Here is a 21,301-nt window from a genome sequence, read left to right as displayed (position 1 = left end):
TTCGCCGGACGACAACAACGCCACCTTCTTCTACAACGGCGCCATGTCGGTGCTCCAGCCGTACCTGGATCGGGGCACGCTGAAGGTGCCGAGCAAACAGACGGACTTCCGGCGGATCGCGATCCTGCGGTGGCAGGCCAGGACCGCCCAGGACCGGATGGAGAACATCCTGACCTCCACCTACCGTTCCGGCCTGAGGGTGGACGGCGTGCTGTCGCCCTACGACGGCCTGTCGATCGGCATCGTCTCGGCGCTCAGGACCAATGGCTACGGCACCGCCGGCCGTCCGTACCCGGTGATCACCGGTCAGGACGCCGAGGTGGCGTCGGTCAAGTCGATCATCGCCGGTGAACAGTATTCGACGATCTTCAAGGACTATCGCGACCTGGCCAAGACCAGCGCACAGATGGCCGACGCGATCCTGAAGGGCCAGAAGCCGGTCACGAACAACGACAAGGACTACGACAACGGCGTGAAGGTCGTGCCGTCGATGCTCCTCGACACCGCGATCGTGAACAAGACCAACTACGAGAAGGCACTGATCGACAGCGGCTTCTACAAGAGAGACCAGCTGAGCTGACGTACCCGCGGTGACCCTTGCAGACATCATACGTATGCCCTTATATTTCGTCCCGATGAAGAGTGCGTCAATGGGGTCGGACTGACAAGGGACACCAATATGGCTGGAATCATACGAATCGGACGCGCCCACCGAGCTATGTCGACGGTGGGCGTGGCCGGTGCCATGACCATCGCCCTCGCGCTGGCCGGCTGCGGGGGTGGCGGCAGCGGTGAGTCCTCCGCGGACACCTATGGCTTCCCGCAGACCACCCAGGACGACAAGGCCGAGATCACGGTGTGGGTCGACGCCGATCGATCGAGCGCGGCCGACGCGTTCAAGAAGGCCAACCCCGGCGTGCCGATCAAGGTGGTCACCTACGACGGGTCGGCCAACGGGTCCAACTCGTTCCGCACCAAGATGCAGCTGTTCGATCGGGCCGGCAGCGGCTGGCCGGACGTCGTCTTCTCCACCCAGAACAACGACGCGGCCTGGGCGAGCCAGAAGAGCAACGGCAAGCAGGCCTTCGCGGCGGTGCTCAGCGGCGGTCTCGTCGCCAAGGCCACCCTCGACGGCTTCACCCCGGGCTCGCTCAACCCGTGCACCGTCGACGGCAAGACCTACTGCCTGCGCAACGACCTCGCCCAGGTGGTGCTCTGGTACAACAAGGAGCTGCTCGGCAAGTTCGGTTACTCCGTGCCCACCACGTGGCAGGAATACCAGGCTCTCGGGGAGAAGGTGGCGGCCGAACACCCCGGTTACATCGTGGGCACCGTCGGGGACGCCTGGACTCCGGAAGTCTTCTTCTGGAGCAGCAAGTGCCAGGCCAACAACATCACCGGACCGAAGTCGGTCACCGTCAACACCGACAGCGCGGAGTGCAAGCGGGCCGCGACGATGCTGGACACGCTGATCAAGAACGGCACCACGCCCAACGTCAGCGTCTTCACGCCCGAGTTCGTCAAGAAGTACTCGGGGAAGGTGCTCGCCATGCCCGGGCCGGCCTGGTACGCCGGTGCCATCTTCAACAACCCGCAGTCGTTGAACGTCCCCAAGGGGCAACTGGGTGTGGCCGCGCCACCGGCGTGGCAGGGCGAGCCCGCGGTGACCGGCAATGTCGGCGGCGGCACCTGGTTCATCAGCAGCCACTCGAAGAACCTCAAGGCGGCCGAGAAGTTCGCCGAGTTCGTCACGACCGCCGACGACTACCAGGTCAACCTCGCTCCCGGATATCCCGCCTACGCGGCCGCCTCAACCAAATGGGTCCAGAAACAGGAGTCGAGCGGCTACTACGCCACCGACCTGCAGCCGATCGTCAAGGCCGGCACGGAGATCTGGGACGGTTGGGGTTCCGGGATCTTCAGCCAGGAGGCCATCTGGGCGAAGACGATGACCCCGGCCATCGCCGGTGGCAAGAGCCTGGTCGATCTGCTCCCGCAATGGAATACCGCGATCAAGAACCAGGCCCAGGTCGACGGCTACACGGTCAAGTGACCGCCGTAGAAGAGACCGCTCGGCCGGTGGCGCTCCTCCGCCGCCGGCCGAGCCCCCGGCCTCCCCGCGGCAGCCGCTCCGCGACGAGCTACGGCTTCGTCGCCCTCTACGCCGCGCTGACCGTCGCCTTCGGGATCCTGCCCTCGCTCTACGCCGTCTACCTCGCGTTCACGACCGGCGAGGGGAGCTTCGCCGGATTCGCCAACTTCACCAAGGTGATCGGCGACTTCCGCTTCCTGCCCGCGGTCGGTCACGTCGCGTTCTACCTGGTGATCTGGCTGGTCTCGCTGGTCGTGCTGGTCACCCTGCTGGCCGTGATCGTGCACGCGATCCGGGTGCGCTGGCTCAGCAGCACCCTGCGGCTCGTCTTCTATCTGCCGGGCGCGCTGGCCGGCGCATCGAGCGTCCTGCTGTGGCTGTTCGTGCTCGACCCGACCGCCAGCCCGGTCGGTGGCCTGCTCCGCGCTCTCGGCCTGTCCAGCTTCGTCCAGGTAATCGTGCCCGCCCACCTTCCGCCGATCTTCGCCATCATCGCGTTCTGGGCCGGCGCCGGCGGCTGGATCGTGATCATGTACGGGGCGCTGAACAACATCAGTCCGGACGTGATCGAGGCGGCGCGTATCGACGGCGCCGGCACCCTGCAGATCGCCTGGCGGATCCAGTTGCCGCTGCTGCGTAAATGGATCTCCTACATGGGAATCATGTCCCTGGCCGCCGGCACCCAGCTGTTCGTCGAACCGCAGCTGCTGTCCCAGGCGAGCAACGCGGTCGTGCCCAACGACTACTCGCTCAACCAATTGGCCTACCAGTACGCGTTCCAGCAGAACGACTTCAACGGAGCGGCGGCCATCTCCCTCCTGCTGCTCGTCATCGCACTCGCGCTGTCGGCGTTCTTCGTGCTGCGCGGTGGCCTCTTCGAGACGGACTGACCCCATGACGACAGAACAGGTCAAGGACTCCGGCGTACGGCGCGGCGATGTCAGCGGGTGGAGCGTGCGGACGATCGCCGGCGTCATCACCACGGTTTTCGTGCTGTTCTTCCTCATCCCGCTCGGGTGGCTGCTGCTGGCGTCGACGAAGACGGCACGCGGTCTGATCGTCGACCATCCGTTCGCGCCGGGCACCCTCGGCGGCCTGGCCGCCAACTGGGATCAGCTCTTCAGCTTCGGTGACGGCGAGGTCACCACCTGGGTCGGAAACTCCGCGCTGTACGCGGTGGGCGCCCTGGTCATCACGCTGGTCGCCAGCATCCCGGCCGGCTACGCCATGGCCCTGACCGAGTTCCGGTTCCGGCGCGCCCTGCTGATCCTGACCCTGGTGGTCATGCTCATCCCGAACACGGCCCTGGTCCTGCCGATCTTCCTCGAGCTGAACATGGTCGGACTCATCGGCACTCCGCTGTCGGTCATCCTGCCGATGTCGTTCTTCCCGTTCGGGGTGTACCTCACCTACATCTACTTCTCGACGAGCATTCCCCGTGACCTGCTCGCGGCCGCCCGCGTCGACGGATGCCGGGAGTTCCAGGTCTTCACCAGGATCGCGCTGCCGCTGGCCGCGCCGATCGTCGCCCTGGTCGCCTTCTTCAGCTTCGTGCAGAGCTGGAACAACTTCTTCCTGCCCTTCGTCATGCTGCCGTCCAGCGACGGCTATCCGATCCAGGTCGGCCTGACCTCCCTGCTGGCCTCGACCCCGGCGTTCAATCCCAGCTCCGCCGGAACGCAGTCCATCCAGCTCCCGACGCTCGCGCTGGCGACCGTCATCTCGGTACTGCCGGTGCTGATCGTCTTCCTCTTCGCCCAGCGTTTCCTGATCGCCGGCATGACGGCGGGCGGAACCAAGGAGTGAGTCGAGAACGCGCACGGAAGGGGAAATCGTGAAGGTCACCGGATACCGCAGCCTGACGACCGAGCACGACTGGGGCCGGCTCATCGGCGACGCCAACGGGGTGATGCCGGCACCGCGCACCGACGTCCACGTACTCATTCTCGAGACCGACAGCGGCCTCGAAGGAGTCGGTGTCGGCGCGCACGGCGAGATCGACCGCGTCTTCGGCGCCGTCGAGGGCGAGGACCCGCGCGCCGTGGCGGCGCTCTACGACCGCATGCTCGGCCACGTCTTCAAGACCGGCCACGCGGGTGCGACCTTCGGCGCCATCGGCGCGATCGACATGGCGCTGTGGGACCTCAAGGCGAAGGCGGCCGGGGAGCCGCTCTGGCGGACGTTGGGAGCGCTCGACCGGTTCGTGCCCGGCTACGCCTCCGGGCTCGACATCGCCCTCGACGACGACGCCCTGGTGCGGCTGTACGAGGAATTCGCCGACCGTGGCTTCAGCGCGGCGAAGCTCAAGGGCGGGCACGACGTCGAACACGACCTGCGGCGGCTGACGGCGGTGCGGGAGGTTCTCGGCCGCAACTCGCCTCATCCCGCCCTCATGCTCGACGCCAATGAATCCTGGAACCGCTCGCAGGCCGTACGGTTCATCACCGCCCTGGAACGTCAGGTCGATCTGACCTGGATCGAGGAACCGGTGCGCCGCTGGGATGCCGCGGGGCTCGCCTCGGTGCGGCGCGGAATCCGGGCCGCCGTCGCGACCGGCGAGAACCTCACCGGCCTCGAGCAGTACCGGCCGCTGCTGGACGCCGACGCGATCGACATCGTGCAGGTGGGCAACGTCTGGGGGATAACCCATTTCCTCCGGGTGGCGGCCGTGGCGCACAGCCACGACCTGCCGGTCAGCCCGGTGGCCTATCACGCGAACCCGGTGGCGCACGCCGCCGCGGCCGTGCCGAACCATTTGTCCTTCGAGGTGCAGGGCATCACCTCGCCGATCGGGCTGCACGTCGACCAGGAGTATCAGGACGGCGGGATCGTCCTGGGCGACGAGCCCGGCATCGGCATCCGGGTCGACGAGGACCGCATCAACCGGCTCCGGGCCGCCGGCCCCGCCGCGGCGGTCACCGGGCCGCATGTCCGTCCGGCCCGAGCCGGGCTGCGCCTGGCCCCCGATCCCCACCCGAATGGATCCGGCGGCCTGGTGGCGTCGCGGCGGGCGGAACCGTGACCGGTGCCCTCGACGCTCACGTGCATCTGTGGAACCGGTCCACCGATCCGCAGCCGTGGATCGATCCGGTGGCGATGGCGGCGCTCGACCGCGATTTCGGGCCCGGCGACCTCGCCGCGATGCTGGACGCGACCGGCATGGCGACCGCCGTGGTCGTCCAGTCCAGCAACAGCGCCGCCGAGACGCGCCGCCTGCTGGCACACCGGAGCAACCGCATCGCCGGCGTGGTGGGCTGGCTCGACCTGTCGGCCGATCCGGCAGCACAGCTCGACCGGCTCGACCCGGAGGCACGGCGGCGGCTGGTCGGCGTACGCCATCTGGTCCATCTCGACCCGGACCCGGACTGGCTCGCCCGGCCCGCGGTGAATGCCGGCCTCGGCCGGCTGGCCGAGTACGACCTCGGCTTCGACCTGGTCGTGCGATGGTGGCAGCTGACCCGGTGCGTGACCGTCGCGAAGGCGCATCCGGACGTCCGGTTCGTCGTGGACCATCTGGGCGGGACGGCCGAGGCGGACGACGTCACCGGCTGGGCGAGGGGTCTGCGGGAACTGGCCCGGCTGCCCAACGTGTGGGCGAAGATCTCCGGCCTCGCCGGAATGACCGGGACCGACGGCGTACGACGCGCGGTGCGGGTGGCCATCGAGGCGTTCGGACCGGGCCGGCTCATGTACGGGTCGGACTGGCCGGTTGCCGAACTGGGCGCGGGCGCGCTGGCCTGGCGGGCCACTGTGGACAAGCTGATCGGCGAGCTCAGCGCGGCCGAGCGCAACGCGATCCTGTCCGGTACGGCATCGGCCTTCTACCGGCTCGGGGAGCCGGCGCCGCCGGTCTAGGTCTCGGGCTGCTCGCGGGGTGGCTCGAACCGGCGTCGCTGCCACGAGGTGAGGATGTGGTGGCGCATCGCCTGTTCCGCGGCGTCGACGTCCTGGCGGGCGATCGCGTCGACCACGGCGGCGTGCTCGTCGATCGTCGACTGGAAGGCGTTCTCATACCCCAGCCCGTGGAATCTCTTGCTCTCCAGCGCCCGCAGGTAGAGGCGCTTGGCGATGTTCTCCGCCAGGTGGTTGCGGGACAGTTCCATCACCGTCAGGTGGAAGACCACGTCCGCCTGCCGGAACGAATCACTCTCGTGCTGCGAGTCCCGCATGACCTGCAGGGCATGCTCGATGCGGGTCAGTTCCTCCGTGGTGCGCCGGCCCGCCATGGCTCCCGCCATCGCGGACTCCAGGTTTCCCCGCACGATGGTGAGCTCGTCCAGAATGCCCAGCGACTCGTCGTTGTCGATCAGGGCGGAGAGAACGAGCGGGTCGAGCATGTTCCACGAGCCGGAGCGGGCCACCTGGGTTCCGCGGCCCTGCGTGACGATCACCAGGCCCTTCTCCTCGAGCCGCTTGACCGACTCGCGGATGACCGTGCGGCTGACACCGAAGTGCTCGCTGAGCGGCCCCTCCGGCGGCAGCAGCTCGTTCTCCGTCAGCTGGCCGGTGACGATGAGCTCGACCAGCTCGCTCACGACCGCGACGCTCAGGCGCTCGGCACGCCGGCGTGGAGGAAGAGCGAACGTATCGGACGCAGCCATCATGGCTTCACCTTACCCATGGCCGGATCGCCCCTGATCGGCGACGCCGCGTCAAATGACCGGCCGCCGACGAAATGGGCGCGCTGAGTAACACTTTTTCAGCTGCGGATTCCCAATTTTCGTGCCTATTTTGCGATCGGGTGCATCGGTATGTAACGCATTGACACACAACAATACGTATCCTTAACATGAGACGTATTACGTTCTCGACGCTCCGAGAAATGAGGACCTCAGTGTTACAACGCAGACCATTTCCACGACGAACGGCGTTACTCGCCGCCACCGCGCTTCTGATCGCCGGCGTGGGGGCGGCCGGGACGCGACTGGCGTCGGCCGCCACGTCACCGTCGGGGGCCTCCGCCCTGGCGGCGACCGCCGGGTGCGATAAGGACCCGGCGTTGGCCAGCGGTACCCGTACGATCCAGAGCGGCGGCAAGAATCGCACCTTCATCCTGCGAATTCCGGAGGGGTACGACCGGAGCCGGCCGTATCGCCTGATATTCGGATTCCACTGGAACGGCGGCACGGCCAACGATGTCGACTCCGGCGGAACCAGCGGTTATCCGTGGTCGTACTACGGACTCCGGGCGATATCCAACAACAGCACGATATTCGTCGCACCGCAGGGCCTCAACAACGGATGGGCCAACTCCGGCGGCGAGGATCTGACCTTCGTCGACAACATGGTCAGCCTGATCGAGAACTCGCTGTGCGTGGACACGAGCCAACTGTTCTCACTCGGGTTCAGTTACGGCGGCGGCATGAGCTATGCCATCGCCTGCGCGCGGGCGACCGTGTTCCGCGCGGTGGCGGTCTACTCCGGCGGTCAGCTGAGCGGCTGCAGCGGCGGCACCCAGCCGATCGCCTACATCGGGCTGCACGGTTTGCGGGACCCGGTGCTGAACATCTCCCAGGGGCGGTCCCTGCGGGACCGGTTCGTGCGCAACAACGGGTGTACGCCGCAGAACCCGCCCGAACCGGCGCAGGGCAGCCTCACCCACGTCGTCACCAAATACTCGGGCTGCCGAGCGGGTTACCCGGTGGCGTGGGCGGCGTTCGACGCGGGACACACCCCCAATCCGTGGGACGGCTCCGCCGGCGACTACAACCCCGGTGAGAAGTCCTGGACCAGGCCGGTGGTGTGGGACTTCTTCACGCAGTTCCAGTCGAGCACGCCGAGCCCGTCCAGCCCCGCACCGAGTCCGTCCAGCCCGTCGCCCAGCTCGACGACCTCGCCGCCACCGGCCGGGGCCTGCCGGGTCGCCGCCACGGTCAATGCGTGGAACACCGGCCTGACCGAGAACCTCACCATCACCAACCCCGGCGCGTCCGCGGTCGACGGCTGGTCCCTGGCCTTCACCCTGCCCGGCGGCCAGCGGATCACCTCCGGCTGGAACGCCACCTACTCGCCGTCGGCCGGGCTGGTCACGGCGAAGAACGCGTCCTACAACGCGGTCATCGCCCCGAACGCGTCGGTCAGCGTCGGCTTCCAGGCCGACCACACCGGCAATGCGGCCGCCGCCACCTCGTTCACTCTCAACGGCGCCGCCTGCACGGTGGGCTGATCGCCGGCGACCCGGAAACGGGCCGAGAGGGAGCCACCTGCCCTCTCGGCCCGCGCCTTGTCCGCCGATCCGGCTACTGCAAGGTCCACTGCTGGTTGGGCTGGCCGTTGCAGGCCCACAACAGGGTCTTGGTGCCGTTCGCGGTGCCGGCCCCACTGGCGTCGAGACACAACCCCGACTGCACACCGGTGATCGTGCCGTTCGCGTTGACATTCCACTGCTGGTTGACCTGACCGTTGCAGTCCCAGATCACCACCGTCGTACCGTTGACCGTGCCCTGCCCGGACGCATCCAGGCACTTGTTGCCGTACACCTGCAATTGCTTGCCGCTCGTGTACGTCCACGACTGACCGGCACCACCCGAGCAGTCGTACAACTGAGTCTGCAGACCGTTGGTCGTGGCGGCGTTCGGCACGTCCAGGCAACGGCCGGACTGGCCACCGACGATCCGCTTGGCCTGCGGGCTGCCGCCGCTCTGCGGTCCGGCCGAGGCCATCACGGCCTGGGCGCCGGACGGCCAGCTGCCGTTCGTGACGGTGACGTTGTTGTTCACCACGTTGCCGCGATCGCCGTTGGTCACGTTGGTGCTGTTGTTGCTCGCCCAGTTTCCGGTGACGGTGAAGTTGCCCATGTTCTCGCCGCCCCAGTAGTTGGCGGTGGCCCAGGTGCCGACGGCGGAGAACACGTTGCCGGTGACGGTGTAGTACTTGGAGCCCTCGTCGAAGTAGAGGCCGAACCACCCGTTCGTACGCAGGCAGTAGTTGCCGTTGATCTGGGCACCCGGGTTCCAGGACAGCGTGTAGATGCATCCGCCGTCGGTCATCTGCTGCATCACGTCGTGGATGTAGTTGCCGATGAGCCGGTTGTTCGAGGCCGTCGTGGCGGTGGTGTACCGCGGCTGGTAGTTGTACAGCCCGCGGTTGGCGTACTGGTTGCTGCCGCCGGGCTCGTTCGCGCCCCAGCCGTACCCGATCGACATGCCGGTGTACGGCATGTTGTAGACCTCGTTGTGCGACATCGTCGCGGTGGTGACGTAGGTCGTCACGACCGACACGCTGCCCCGGTGCTCGATGCCGAGGTCGTGGATGCGGTTGTTGCTGATGGTGATGTCCCGGTTGGTCATCCGCTGGTCGCTGGGATGGTGCGCGTCGGCGCGTACGCCGCCCACGACGATGCCGCCCGCCGTGTTCCGGGCGATCTCCGACCCGGTGACCGTGATGTTGCTGGCGCCCAGCCCGACACCGGTCGCGTGGGCGTTGGCGTCGTTGCCGATGCCGATCGCGATCTGTCCGAGGTTGACGAATTGCGAGCCGGTGAAGGTGATGTTGTCGGCGGCGGAGACCTGAACGGCGGCGGGCATCTGACTCCAGTTCGGCCGGGTGGCCTCGAACTGGGTGCAGCCCTCCTGGCAGGCGCTCAACGCCGGCCAGTTCCAGTTGCCGGTCACGTACGCGCCGGTCTGCTGGTCCGCGTAGCCCTGGTTGCTGCTGGGAGCGAGCCAGCTCGTGCCGGTGAACGTGATCCCGCTGAACGTGATGTGGTGAGCGGGCGAGCCGTAGGTGCCACCCACGTTCACCAGCGACTGCAGCGTCGGCAGTTCCACACTGACGTTGCTCATGGTCTGACCGGCCGGCGGGATGTAGTAGAGCGCCCCGGTGCCCCGGTTGAGATACCACTCGCCGGGGGAGTCCAGGAACTCGTACGCGTTGGTGAGGTACAGCGGCCCGGCGCGGTGCGGGGTGGTGAAGGTGTCGTACCCGAAGGTGTTGTTGTTCCAGCCCGGCTGCTGCATCGTGATGAAGTTCCCGCTGATGCCCTGCACCGACACGTACCGGTCGGTGAACGAGCCGACGCTCTCCATCTGGATCCGGCTCTGGTCGGCCAGGTTGTTCAGATAACTCAGGGCGCTGTTGCTGAATCTCAGGCCGGTGTTGGTCGCGGTGAAGTCCGACCGGTTCACGGCGGTACGCGCCCGGGTGGCGATGGCGCCGTTGACGTAGAGCTGGCGGGTGTCGGTCCCGGCTCCCACGTCGGCCCGCCAGATGTTGCGGCCGGCGTCGGCCACGCTCCATCCGGTGACCGCCCGTGCCCCGCTGATCGCCGGGTGGGCCGAAGGCGCCGCCTGCCACACCACGCGGTGGCCGTTGGTGCCGGAGTCCTCGGCGGTCAGCTGGAACGGCGTGGAGAGACGGTAGATGCCATCGGCCAGCTGCACCACGATGTCGTCGGACATCGCGTCGTTCAGCGACCGCACGGCGGCCTGCGCCCCCGCCAGCGAGCAGGGTTGTGCGCTGGAGCAACTGGTGCCGGCGCCGGACGGCGAAGCGTAGATGGTGGTGGGGGCGGCCAGGGCGGGTGACGCCGAGACCAGGATTCCCGCTGTGGCGGCCAGGCCGGCGGTGGCTCCGGCCAACACCTGCCTGCGGAACGTGGACAACGCGGGTACGAGCACGGAGTCACTCCTCAACGTGGCGGCAATCCCATATGACGTATGACGTTTCCACTGAGGACGTTAAGGTGGCGTTACGTTGACGTCAATAGACAGGTATCGATCGCCGTGGCGCCGAACAGGACGGCCACGCGATGGTGGCCGTCCTGTTCGGCGGTGACCGCCGGCTGACGCCGCGGTCCGGTGTCACACCATCAGCGCTGCAGGGTGAGCAGACCCGGCCGCCACGGCAGGCTGTTGTAGTCGCCGTTGGCGCCGGGGTCCTTCCCCTGGTAGAGCAACTGCAGGTTGCAGGGATCGACGGTCTTGGTCTGGTCCGGGTTGTTACGGACCAGGTCACCGTGGCTGATGTCGTTGGTCCAGGTGGCGCCGCTGTTGGCCTTGCCCGCGAACGGGTTGCTCTCGGTGGCGGCCTGCGGGGTCCAGGTGCCGCCCAGGCTGGTGGCCGTGAACGAGCGGAAGTAGCGTCCCTGGCTTCCGATCGCCTCGACGATCATCAGGTACTGGTTCTGACCCTGGACCTTGTAGACCTCGACCGCTTCGAACAGGTTGTTCGTCGAGTCGCTCATGATCGTCGTGTACGACGAGCCGAAGCTGCCCGGGAAGTTGCCGATCGGCATGCTGGCCCGGTAGATCTTGCCGTTGTCACCGGCGAAGAACAGGTACATGTTCTGGTCGTCACCGATCAGCGTCTGGTCGATCACGCCGGTGCCGGAGCCGCTGATGCTCCCGGTGAACAGGGTCTGCACAGCCGACCAGCCGTTGGCGTTGGTGGGGTCGCTGGACGTCTTGTAGCTGAACGCGGTCGGACCCCACTGGTAGGCGAGCACCCAGATGTTCTTCGGGGCGAAGTAGAGCAGCGTCGGCGCCACCGTGCCCTGACTCATTCCGTTCTGGCTGGCCGAGGCCATGTCGGACCAGTTGGTGAACAGGCCGAAGTTCATCGAACCGTACGACCCGCCGGCGACGGTCGACCCGTAGACCAGGTGCTTGCCGTTGTAGACCACGTTGGTGAAGTCCTTCAGGGCGATCCACCCGTTCTTCGGGGTGGCCAGAACGCCGGAGGACGTCCAGCGGTAGGTCGACGGGAGAGTGCACGTGCCCGGCGACGTCGTCGGGGGAGTGGTCGTGGGTGCGGTGGTCGGGTCGGTCGTCGGGGTCGTGCCGCCGGTGCAGGTCACCCCGTTCAGCGCGAAGCTCGCCGGCGCCGGGTTGCTGCCCGTCCACGACCCGTTGAACCCGAACGACACCGAGCCGTTCGTCGCGACCGAGCCGTTGTAGCTCACGTTCTTCGCGGTCACCGCCGAACCGCTCTGGGTCAGCGTGGTGTTCCAGGCCTGGGTGACGGTCTGGCCCGCACCGTAGGACCAGGTCAGCGTCCAGCCGGACAGCGGATCGCCGAGATTGGTGATCGACACGCTGGCGCCGAATCCGCCCTGCCACTGCGATGAGACGGCGTAGTTCACCGAACAGCCCGCGACGGCGGCACCGGCCGGCAACGCCACGACGACCGCCGCCGATGCCACCAGGGCGGCGGCGGCCGACGCCAAACCGATCTTGCGCATTCTGATCATGGGGCTACTCCTGGGGGATGGCAGCCGGGCGGGCACGAATAGCTCTGGGAGCGCTCCCAGCCGCATCCCGAAGTGAAACATACGCATAGCGATAGTTCAATGCCTTGCATTGCGTAACATTTTTCAGCACTCCCCGGCGGCCCGGACCCCACGTCAGTGAAACCGTTTTCCTTATCCGCTTTTCCATCATTATCCAAAAGTCGTAGCTGAAAAACTGTTGCGAGCTCTGGAGATGAGCTACCAACTGCGAAAACCTACGCGTAGTTTCCTGGTGGAAGGCAACGTCAAGTAGGTAGGAAACAAGAACGCGGCGTTTTCTTGAGTGCGCGTGAATGAGTGACGTAACATGCCGGAAGCGGTTGTTAACGTTCACCTGACGACCGATTCGTACCGCCCGCCGGGCCTGAGATCCGGCATCCCCGCCTTCCCCCATGCGTTGGAGTGCACCCATGTCTTCCTCACCCCTGAGCCGACGTCGACTGCTGCAAGCCGCCGGCGCCGGCGCGCTGGCGTCCACCGCCGGCGGCGCCGGCATCTTCTGGCCGACGCCGGCCGACGCCGCCGTGATTCCGCCCGCCCGGTCCGACATCGGTGTGTCGGCGTTTCCGTTCGACCTGGGTCAGGTGCGGTTGACCGCGGGCCGGTTCCAGGACAACGAGAGCCGGACGCTCAACTACTTGCGCTTCGTCGACGTGAACCGGCTGCTGTACGTGTTCCGTGCCAACCACCGGCTGTCGACCGCCGGGGCTGCTTCCAACGGTGGGTGGGACGCGCCCAATTTCCCGTTCCGTAGCCATATGCAGGGTCATTTCCTGACCGCGTGGGCTCAGGCATATGCGGTGACCGGTGACACCACGTGCCGGGACAAGGCCAACTACATGGTCGCCGAGCTGGCCAAGTGTCAGGCGAACAACGGCGCCGCCGGGTTCAACACCGGCTATCTGTCCGGTTTCCCCGAGTCGGATATCAATGCGGTCGAGGCGGGCACGCCGGTCGCGGTGTCGTACTACTGCATCCACAAGACGTTGGCCGGCCTGCTCGATGTCTGGCGGTATATGGGTAGTACTCAGGCCCGTGACGTGCTGCTGGCGCTGGCCGGCTGGGTCGATTGGCGTACCGGCCGGTTGAGCTACAGCCAGATGCAGACGGTCCTGAACACCGAGTTCGGTGGCATGAACGCCGTGCTGACCGACCTCTACCAGCAGACCGGCGACTCGCGCTGGCTCACCACCGCGCAGCGGTTCGACCACGCCGCGATCTTCGACCCGCTGGCCGCCAACCAGGACCAGCTCAACGGCAAGCACGCGAACACCAACCTGCCGAAGTGGGTCGGCGCGGCCCGGGAGTACAAGGCCACCGGCACCACTCGTTACCGCGACATCGCGAGCAACGTCTGGAACATGGTCACCGGCGCCCACACGTACGTCATCGGCGGCAACAGCCAGGCCGAGCACTTCAAGGCGCCGAACGCGATCGCCGGCTACCTCACCGACGACACCTGCGAGCACTGCAACACCTACAACATGCTGAAGCTGACCCGCGAGTTGTGGCTGCTCGATCCGAACCGGGCCGACTACTTCGACTACTACGAGCGGGCGCTGCTCAACCACCTGGTCGGCGCGCAGAACCCGGCCGACAGCCACGGTCACATCACCTACTTCACCCCGCTCAAGCCGGGCGGGCGGCGCGGCGTCGGCCCGGCCTGGGGCGGCGGCACCTGGTCCACCGACTACAACAGTTTCTGGTGCTGCCAGGGCACCGGCATCGAGACCAACACCAAGCTGATGGACTCGATCTACTTCTACAACGGCACCACCCTGACGGTGAACCTGTACGTGCCGTCGGTGCTCACCTGGAGCCAGCGCGGGATCACGGTCACCCAGTCCACGACGTACCCGGTCAGTGACACCACCACGCTGACCCTGTCCGGCACGATGAGCGGCTCCTGGGGCATCCGGTTGCGCATCCCGTCCTGGACCGCCGATCCGGTGATCAGCGTCAACGGCACCGTGCAGGCCGTCACCGCGACCCCGGGCAGCTACGCGACCATCACCCGCGCCTGGGCGGCCGGCGACACCATCACGGTCCGGCTGCCGATGCGCGTGATCATGAAGGCGGCCAACGACAACACCAACATCCAGGCCATCACGTACGGGCCGGCCGTGCTCTGCGGGAACTACGGCAACACCACCCTGTCGGCGGCGCCGTCCCTGACCGCCTCGTCGATCACCCGGACCAGCACCAGCAGCCTCGCGTTCACCGCGACCGCGAACGGCGCCACGGTGAACGTCGGCCCGTTCCACGACGCCCAGGGCTTCAACTACGTCGTCTACTGGAACGCCGGCGGGACCAGCACGAGCGGGACCTACAAGCTGGTCAACGTCGGCACCGGCCTGGTCGTCGGCGTGCAGAACATGTCCACCGCCGACGGCGGCCTGGCCGTGGTCTGGGGCGACACCGGAACCGCCGACCACAACTGGGTCCGGATCACCGACGGGAGCGCGGTGCGGTTCCGCAACGCCAACAGCGGCAAGGTCCTCGGTGTCGAGAACATGTCGACCAGCGACAACGCACGCGTCCTGCAATGGGGCGACACCGGAACCGCCGACCACCGCTGGACGCTGGTCGCCAACAGCGACGGCTCCTACCGCATCCGCAACGTCAACAGCGGCAAGGTCCTGGCCATCCTCAACGCCTCCAGCACCTGGGGGGCCCAGGTCGTTCAGGAGTCCGACAACGGCAGCGCCGACAACAACTGGCGCCTGGTCCAGGTCGGCTGACCGGTCGCGTTGCCGGCGCGCACCAGGCGTTCGGCGGTGTCGGTGCTAGCTGATCGGCCCGACATCGCCGACGCTCGTGCACATGCACGTGCATACGCTCGTGATTTCGCCCGCAATCGGAGAATGTTTGATGCATTCGGGAAGTTTGTTCCCGATGTTCGGGCACGACGCGATCGGGGTGGCACGTGGTCAGCGGGCTTGGGCAGCAGGTGTGGACCTTTGTGGAGAACGATTATCTGTTCGGTTCCGACTCGCTCCACATGATCGTCCACGGGGTCGACTGGTCGCGGCCGCGGACCTACGACGGCCAGGTCTGGTTCGACGTGCGCGGCATCGAGGTCACCGCCGACGGGCGGACCATCGGCCCGCGCGAGGTGATGGTGCGAGCGAGCCGCCTGCGCCCACCGAGCCGCGACTGAAGATCTTTTCGTGGCACTCGATCCCTGCTGGTGCAACGCACCCTCCGCGCGCCCGCTGCGGGCAGGCCGTGCGGACAGAGCGGCAAGTCCACAAGATCTGTGATGCCGGGCGTTCGCGCGCGGGGGCTGCGTGCGCGTTTCGTTGCGCGAGAGTCGCGGCACGTGCCGGTGTGGCACGGCGCTTGCGGAGTGGCGGCGGTCGGGTGATGTTGCGGTTGGTGACGGTGTCGCCCGTACCGGAAAGTGGGTTTGATTCTCGCGACCCTGAGCTCTGTGTCTAGAAGACCGCGACGCTGGTGATCGTGTGGTACAGGGTGATGTCGGTCTGTACCCACTTGAGAGTGGACAGGTTCGAGTTGCTGTACGACGACCCCACCGACTCCGGGAACCAGAAGCCCCAGCCGCCGCCCGGGTTGCAGTTGACCCAGTTGAAGACCTCGATCGTGCGACCGACCCACAGGTCCTGGTTGACACGCCACTGCAGGCTGCCGGAGTTGTCCGCCACGGCGGTGCCGTTGTCCCAGGTGGCGGGCGCGATGTTCAGGCAGTGATTCGGGTGGTTGTAGATGTTGCTGAGCGAGGTCTGCCACCGATCGCCGGCGACCTGCGCGCCGAAGCCGGTCCACTGGTAGAGGCAGAACGAGTTCGCGGAGCAGGTGCCCCCGGCCGCGGCGAGCGCGGGGGCGGCCCCGGACAGGCTGACCCCGACGCCTAGGAGGACGGTGGCGAACAGGGCGAAAAGGCGAGTACGCATTCGATCTCCATCGATTGCTGCGGTCGTGGTCGGAGCGTACTCCGAAGCCCGGTTCGGTAGGGGGCAGTGGGTTCGGCCTGCCCTGCGTCATGCGCGGGCGGAGCGGAATTGCAGGCCCAACCGATGCATCCGGCTACTCACCAGGAGGTTTGCCTTTGGATGACCACCATTTTCGAAAGCGCTTAGGTGCCGTACCAGAGGACATTGCGCCAGCTGGATCGGTCGGAGGGGTCCGAACGAGACGCCTCCCCTTCGGCGTGGCCGTAATTATGAAGGCGGCAGGGTCTCTGAGGCGAGCGCGGCACGGTAATACTCGCTCGTGAATATCGCCTACAACATCTCTTACCTGGATTCGAATGTCAAAAACTCGAAATCTGTGAAGCGCCGCCGTCCGAACGTAGTGGTTGATGGCAGCTCCGCCTATGCTCCCAGGAGATGGAAGTGGGAAGCCTGCGCCGACGAGCGAAAAATAGTAATCTTCATGCTCTGTCAAGTTCGCCCGATCCATGTACTGACGTACCGTCTCGTACGAGGCCCAGGATGACGGTTCGGCATCCTCGTTCAGGGCCACCCGGTACATGTAGCTGGTTACGACCGCTGTTCCTCCGCCGTTGTAAATAGCTAGCCTGAGGGCCTCCCCGGGCCTTCGAAAGGCGTTTTCGTCGGTTGGGTCTATTTTCTTGAATCCCCAGCCAATTATCGGCATGATAGTTTGCGCATATTGGGCACGCGTAATCATGAAGAGTGCCAGGAAGGTAACGATCGTCGCGCTGGACTGGAGATCGAGCAGCCTCAGTTTCCATGGCCAGTGTGCTATCAAGTCGGTCGGCAGGTTTTGTCGAACAACTTCCCAGGCGAGGAAAATGCTGGCGATCAAAAGAGCGGAAATTGGACCCGCATAGAAAGCTCGCCGACGTCGGATGACTCGCTGGAGTGAGGAATCGAGCTCTTCAACCTCGAAGGTGTCCGGGCCGTTCATATTCTAACTGTCCACCCTTCAGTCAAGGGCACTCGACGAAGGCCTCCGCCGTTCATCGGCCGCCGGCTCCGGATTCCGTAGAGCCGGCCGGCTCAGCCGCGGGGGGTGCGTAGCACCGCCAGCAGGTCCGCGGCGCCGTGCTCGGTGAAGGCGGAAACCACGTAGTGGTCGTGGGTGTAGGGCGAGAAGCTTCGTGGAATCTCCTCGACCGTGTGGCCCGGCAGGACCACCGGCAGGATCTTCTTGATCCAGGTGTCGCGGTTGCCGTGCAGGGCGTCGGTGAGACGGTCGTACTCGGAGCGGATTCCGCGGTGGGTTTGCGGGTCGGTCTCGCCCTCGCTCATCGCCCGGTACATCCGGGAGGCGACGACGATGACGAAGTCGGAACGGCTGATCTCCACGTTGGTCCAGTCGGTCCAGCTGCGTCGGGTGTCCTGTCCGTCCTGGTCGTAGCGGACGTCGATGCCCAGCCCGCGCAGCAGGTCGCACAATCGGGTGACGTCGGCCATGTGCTGCGGCGACTCCTGCGCGTACGAGATGAAGACGCGGGGCCGGCCGCCGGTTCCGGCCGGGAGGGCAACGGTCCCGCGTGGTGCGGGACGCCCGTTGGACAGGCGCACCGTGAAGGCGTCCGGCGTGGCCGCGGCGGCGAGCCCGCGGGGTGTGTCCGCGCCCAGGTCGCAGTCGCCCAGCGCGACCACCCGTACGCTGCGGCATTTCTCCGGGACGAGGAGCAGCAACCATCCGCTGTGCGTGCCCCGGGGCACCGGGTAGCGGCCGGACCTTTCGTGGCGCCAGCCGATCTCGGCACCGCCGACGGAGCAGAAGATCTGCGGGACCGTCTCGGGCAGCGCCACCGGGTCGGGCCAGCCGGGACTCGCCGTGGCCGCGCCGTTGCCGTCGAGCGGGCCGAACTCGAGGTTCGTGCTGAGTTGATAGCGAACCGGCGGGCGGCGCTCCGACGTCGATCGGGGTACGGCGTCCTTGACCAGTACGTCGCGGGTGCAGAACCGGAATCCGACCTCGGCCCAGGCCGGGGCCGGCACTCCCGGCGCGAACCGGAACTCGTAGTTGACCTTGATGAGGTAGGCGGCATTGCCCGGAAAGTCGACGGGGATCGGTACGACCGGATGAACCTGCCAGGCGTACAACTTCACGGCGCCCAGGGAGATGCGTGCGGGACCATGGTCGACGACCTTGTTCGGTTCGGTGAGGAACAGCGGGACATCACCCAGCACCGGGGCGTCGGCGCCGCCATCTTCCGCGGGCTCGGCCATGACCAGGGAGTATAGTCATTCGACCGGCACGGATATCGCACCCAGGACGGACCGCGTGACCAGTGGGTGGCACGACGACGAATCCCGGTGGATCGACCGGCGGATGGCGCTGGCCCAGGAGTGGGACGACCTGGTCGAGCGGGCGCGCGAGCTACCCGGTTTCGAGGACTTCCTCCGGCCGCCCAAGGTGGAGCTGCTGCTCGACGCCGCCGTCGACGGCCCGGTGGTCGTTCTCAACGTCAGCCGGTGGCGCTGCGACGCGTTGATCGTCACCACCACGGGCATCGAGGTGGTGGAGTTGAACGGTCTCACCGCCGAGGACGTCGCGGAGAACACGCAGCGGTACCTGGACGCGTTGCTCGGCACCGGGACCGGCGAGGAGCCCACCTCGTTCGCGCGGGCGGTCGCCGCCTACCAGGCCGGCCGCGACCGTCGGGAGGAGACGCTGCACGAGATCACCGAGTGGTTGTGGGACCGGGTGACCGGGCCGGTGCTGGACCGGCTCGGCCCGGTGGACCGGCTGTGGTGGTGTCCGACCGGTCTGCTGACCCTGCTTCCGGTCCACGGCGCCGGGTACCACCGGCCGGCCGACCGGACCTCCGGGCGGTGCGTCGTCGACCGGGTCGTCTCCTCGTACACGCCGACCCTGCGGGCGCTGCACGAACTACGCGGGGAACGCGCCACCGCCGGCGCGGCGAGGCTGATGTTCGTCGGCGCCGGCGACGTCCTGGATCTTCCGCGGCTGCATGCCGTACGCCTGGAGCGGGACCTGCTGGCCGGCACCTTCGGCGACGACCTCGACCGGTACGAGGGCGACGACGGGACCGTCGGCGCGGTCCTCGACGCCCTCGGTGGGTACCGCTGGGTCCACTTCAGCTGCCACGGCCTGCAGGACCTCGATGACCCGTCGCGGGCCGGATTCGTGCTGCGCGACGGTGTGGCCACGATCCGCCAGATCAGTGAACGGCAGTACGCCGGCGAGTTCGCGTTCCTGTCGGCCTGCCGGACCGCCACCGGCGGCCTGCACCTGCCCGACGAGGCGATCACCCTGGCGGCGGCGCTGAACTACACCGGTTTCCGGAGGGTGGTCGGCACCCTGTGGTCGGTCGACCAGACGGTGGCGGCCGACGTCACCCGGGCGGTGTACACCGCCCTGACGGCCGGGGGGAGCTTCGACCCGACCCGGTCGGCGTACGCGTTGCACGACGCGGTTCTGGCAGTGCGTGCCGATCCGGACCGGTCGCTGGTCGACTGGCTGCCGTTCGTACACAGTGGACTCTGATGTGAGCACCGAGGAGGACCGCCTGCTCGGCATCGGACAACCCGCCGGATACGAGCCACCCACCACGCCGGGCGGCCCGCTGGAAGCACTGGCCCGCCTGCACCTGGCTCGTTACCGGGAGCTGCCGGAGGGCGAGGACGACGAGGAACTCGACGTGGCGACGGCCTGCCTGGCCGCGATTCTGGTGCACGATCCGTCCGCGATGCCGGCCGATCTCGCCGACCTGATCGACGCCGACGACATCAGCGACGCGCTCGACGACATCCTGGTGACCTGGCTCGACCGGGCGCTGACGGCCCTCGCCGGCGGGACGGACGACGACGAGGCGACCGCCGAGCGCTGGCTCTGCCGGGGCCTCCTGCTCGGCGGGCCCGGCGGTGAGCACCGGTTCGCGTTCCTGGGCAACCTCGCGATGCTGGACCGGAGGCGGTACGAGCGGACCGCCGTACCCGTGTGGCTGGACTCGGCGGTGAGCCGGGCGCGGGCCGCGCTGGCGGCCGCGCCCGCCGTCCCGGAGATCCGCGCGGGTCTGCTCACCAACCTCGGCCTGGTGCTGCGGACGGTGTTCGACGCCACCGGCGACCCCGACGTGCTCGCCGAGGGGGTGCTGCGGTGCCGGGAGGCGCTGGCCGAGGTCGAGCACTCGTCCGAGGCGGACGTCGATGATGTGGTGCTCTACCGGGTGAACCTGGTCGGCGCGCTGATGGGCCAGCACGCCGAGACCGGAGACGAGGCGTTGCTGCGCGAAGCGCTCGACCTCGCGAGCGCGACGCTGGCCGTCTGCCCGCCCGGCCACAGCGGCCGGCCGTCGCTGCTGACCAACCTCGCGCTGGGTCTGAGCCGGCAGTCCGATCCACGCGCGGTGGACCTGGCGCGGGAGGCGGTGGCGACCGCGACGTCAACCGACCAGCGCATCCGGCACCGGGCCAACCTGGCCGTGGTGCTGCGGCGACGGTACGACGCGACCGGACAGGTGGACTGCCTCGTCGAGGGCATTGCCGAAGGGCGGGCCGCCCTCGCCGAATCCGGCGGCGTCGGCGAAGCGGTCGGCGCGATCCTGGTCAACCTGACCAATCCGGTACGGCTGCACGCCCAGCGCACCGGCGACCTCGGCGCCCTCGACGACCTGGCCGGGCTGCTGGCCGAGGCGGTCGACGGGCTGCCCGCCGGGCACCCGGATCGGCTCGATCTCTACAGCAGCCTGGCGTCGCTGCACTTCGTCCGCTTCGAGCACACCGGCGAGGTGGACCGGGCCCGCCGGGCGGTCGAGTTGCTGCGGCGGTCGGCCGCCGGGACGACGGCTCCGCCACGAATGCCTCAGATACTGTCCGACCTGAGCGGCTGCCTGCACGTCCTGTTCCTGCGCACCGGGGTGCCCGCCTACCTGGACGAGTCCATCGAGGTCGCCCGCCAGGCGCTGGCGTCCCCGGCGCTGGACCGGCGCGGCGAGGCCGACGTCCGGAGCAACCTCGCCGCCTCGCTGCAGATCCGGCACGCCCTGACCGGGAGCATGCAGGACCTGGTCGACG

Annotated in this window: 17 protein-coding genes; 11 read left to right on the top strand and 6 right to left on the bottom strand. The window is 67.5% G+C overall.

The genetic code is table 11. The features are described from left to right. From Ato02nite_RS45645 to Ato02nite_RS45620, 6 genes are all read left to right on the top strand, one after another. A partial coding sequence (locus Ato02nite_RS45645) for a substrate-binding domain-containing protein (protein ID WP_213012984.1) occupies positions 1–580 on the top strand: 580 nt, incomplete at its 5' end. A gap of 138 nt (positions 581–718) precedes the next feature. Further along, a complete protein-coding gene (locus Ato02nite_RS45640) occupies positions 719–2,053 on the top strand; it encodes an ABC transporter substrate-binding protein (RefSeq protein ID WP_246608133.1) in 1,335 nt (444 codons plus the stop codon). Next, on the top strand, positions 2,050–2,982 hold the full coding sequence (locus Ato02nite_RS45635; protein WP_213012983.1) for a carbohydrate ABC transporter permease: 933 nt from the start codon (positions 2,050–2,052) through the stop codon (positions 2,980–2,982). Before Ato02nite_RS45640 ends, Ato02nite_RS45635 begins: the two co-directional genes overlap by 4 nt. A 4-nt stretch (positions 2,983–2,986) precedes the next feature. Then, positions 2,987–3,898 (top strand): carbohydrate ABC transporter permease, encoded by a 912-nt coding sequence (locus Ato02nite_RS45630; protein WP_213012982.1) that lies wholly within the window; start codon positions 2,987–2,989, stop codon positions 3,896–3,898. 28 nt (positions 3,899–3,926) lie between these two features. Then, a complete protein-coding gene (locus tag Ato02nite_RS45625; RefSeq protein WP_213012981.1) occupies positions 3,927–5,114 on the top strand; it encodes a mandelate racemase/muconate lactonizing enzyme family protein in 1,188 nt (395 codons plus the stop codon). Then, entirely contained in the window at positions 5,111–5,947 is an 837-nt protein-coding gene (locus Ato02nite_RS45620) for an amidohydrolase family protein (protein ID WP_213012980.1), read from the top strand. Before Ato02nite_RS45625 ends, Ato02nite_RS45620 begins: the two co-directional genes overlap by 4 nt. Here the strand turns inward: Ato02nite_RS45620 and Ato02nite_RS45615 are convergent. After that, positions 5,944–6,696, bottom strand: a complete 753-nt coding sequence (locus tag Ato02nite_RS45615; RefSeq protein WP_213012979.1) for a FadR/GntR family transcriptional regulator — start codon at positions 6,694–6,696, stop codon at positions 5,944–5,946. The genes Ato02nite_RS45620 and Ato02nite_RS45615 overlap by 4 nt on opposite strands. 218 nt (positions 6,697–6,914) lie before the next feature. Here Ato02nite_RS45615 and Ato02nite_RS45610 point away from each other — a divergent pair, with 218 nt between their 5' ends. Beyond that, the gene (locus tag Ato02nite_RS45610) at positions 6,915–8,258 is read left to right on the top strand and encodes a CE1 family esterase (RefSeq protein ID WP_213012978.1); all 1,344 of its coding nucleotides are present in this window, start codon (positions 6,915–6,917) and stop codon (positions 8,256–8,258) included. Positions 8,259–8,331: 73 nt separating this feature from the next. Here Ato02nite_RS45610 and Ato02nite_RS52305 read toward each other — a convergent pair whose 3' ends face one another. Continuing rightward, on the bottom strand, positions 8,332–10,710 hold the full coding sequence (locus Ato02nite_RS52305; RefSeq protein WP_246608132.1) for an RICIN domain-containing protein: 2,379 nt from the start codon (positions 10,708–10,710) through the stop codon (positions 8,332–8,334). Between the two features lie 191 nt (positions 10,711–10,901). Beyond that, a complete protein-coding gene (locus Ato02nite_RS45600) occupies positions 10,902–12,281 on the bottom strand; it encodes a non-reducing end alpha-L-arabinofuranosidase family hydrolase (RefSeq protein WP_213012977.1) in 1,380 nt (459 codons plus the stop codon). Between the two features lie 449 nt (positions 12,282–12,730). Here Ato02nite_RS45600 and Ato02nite_RS45595 point away from each other — a divergent pair, with 449 nt between their 5' ends. Both Ato02nite_RS45595 and Ato02nite_RS45590 read left to right on the top strand, forming a co-directional pair. Then, positions 12,731–15,061, top strand: a complete 2,331-nt coding sequence (locus Ato02nite_RS45595) for a beta-L-arabinofuranosidase domain-containing protein (protein WP_213012976.1) — start codon at positions 12,731–12,733, stop codon at positions 15,059–15,061. Positions 15,062–15,246: 185 nt separating this feature from the next. Further along, positions 15,247–15,480, top strand: a complete 234-nt coding sequence (locus Ato02nite_RS45590) for a hypothetical protein (RefSeq protein ID WP_213012975.1) — start codon at positions 15,247–15,249, stop codon at positions 15,478–15,480. A gap of 277 nt (positions 15,481–15,757) precedes the next feature. Here Ato02nite_RS45590 and Ato02nite_RS45585 read toward each other — a convergent pair whose 3' ends face one another. From Ato02nite_RS45585 to Ato02nite_RS45575, 3 genes are all read right to left on the bottom strand, one after another. Further along, entirely contained in the window at positions 15,758–16,234 is a 477-nt protein-coding gene (locus Ato02nite_RS45585; protein ID WP_213012974.1) for a peptidase inhibitor family I36 protein, read from the bottom strand. Between the two features lie 133 nt (positions 16,235–16,367). Continuing rightward, the gene (locus Ato02nite_RS45580) at positions 16,368–17,213 is read right to left on the bottom strand and encodes a hypothetical protein (RefSeq protein ID WP_213012973.1); all 846 of its coding nucleotides are present in this window, start codon (positions 17,211–17,213) and stop codon (positions 16,368–16,370) included. Positions 17,214–17,305: 92 nt separating this feature from the next. Then, entirely contained in the window at positions 17,306–18,490 is a 1,185-nt protein-coding gene (locus Ato02nite_RS45575) for a toll/interleukin-1 receptor domain-containing protein (RefSeq protein WP_213012972.1), read from the bottom strand. Positions 18,491–18,545: 55 nt separating this feature from the next. On the opposite strand from Ato02nite_RS45575, the gene Ato02nite_RS45570 reads away from it, so the two are divergent. Together Ato02nite_RS45570 and Ato02nite_RS45565 are read left to right on the top strand one after the other, a co-directional pair. Then, positions 18,546–19,772, top strand: a complete 1,227-nt coding sequence (locus Ato02nite_RS45570; protein ID WP_213012971.1) for a CHAT domain-containing protein — start codon at positions 18,546–18,548, stop codon at positions 19,770–19,772. Between the two features lies 1 nt (position 19,773). Further along, the coding region (locus Ato02nite_RS45565; protein WP_213012970.1) for a hypothetical protein at positions 19,774–21,301 on the top strand (1,528 nt) is incomplete at its 3' end.

The organism is Paractinoplanes toevensis, from assembly GCF_018332695.1.
GTDB classification, from domain to species: Bacteria; Actinomycetota; Actinomycetes; order Mycobacteriales; family Micromonosporaceae; genus Actinoplanes; species Actinoplanes toevensis.
Note: the sequence above shows the minus strand (reverse complement) of the source record. Positions and strands in the feature narration are given on the sequence as shown.

Coding starts and splice junctions, on each gene's coding strand:
- Ato02nite_RS45575 (WP_213012972.1), bottom strand. CDS start 18,490: ATGGCCGAGCCCGCGGAAGATGGCGGCGCCGACGCCCCGGTGCTGGGT.
- Ato02nite_RS45610 (WP_213012978.1), top strand. CDS start 6,915: ATGAGGACCTCAGTGTTACAACGCAGACCATTTCCACGACGAACGGCG.
- Ato02nite_RS45640 (WP_246608133.1), top strand. CDS start 719: ATGTCGACGGTGGGCGTGGCCGGTGCCATGACCATCGCCCTCGCGCTG.
- Ato02nite_RS45595 (WP_213012976.1), top strand. CDS start 12,731: ATGTCTTCCTCACCCCTGAGCCGACGTCGACTGCTGCAAGCCGCCGGC.
- Ato02nite_RS45600 (WP_213012977.1), bottom strand. CDS start 12,281: ATGATCAGAATGCGCAAGATCGGTTTGGCGTCGGCCGCCGCCGCCCTG.
- Ato02nite_RS45630 (WP_213012982.1), top strand. CDS start 2,987: ATGACGACAGAACAGGTCAAGGACTCCGGCGTACGGCGCGGCGATGTC.
- Ato02nite_RS45615 (WP_213012979.1), bottom strand. CDS start 6,696: ATGATGGCTGCGTCCGATACGTTCGCTCTTCCTCCACGCCGGCGTGCC.
- Ato02nite_RS45585 (WP_213012974.1), bottom strand. CDS start 16,234: ATGCGTACTCGCCTTTTCGCCCTGTTCGCCACCGTCCTCCTAGGCGTC.
- Ato02nite_RS45580 (WP_213012973.1), bottom strand. CDS start 17,213: ATGAACGGCCCGGACACCTTCGAGGTTGAAGAGCTCGATTCCTCACTC.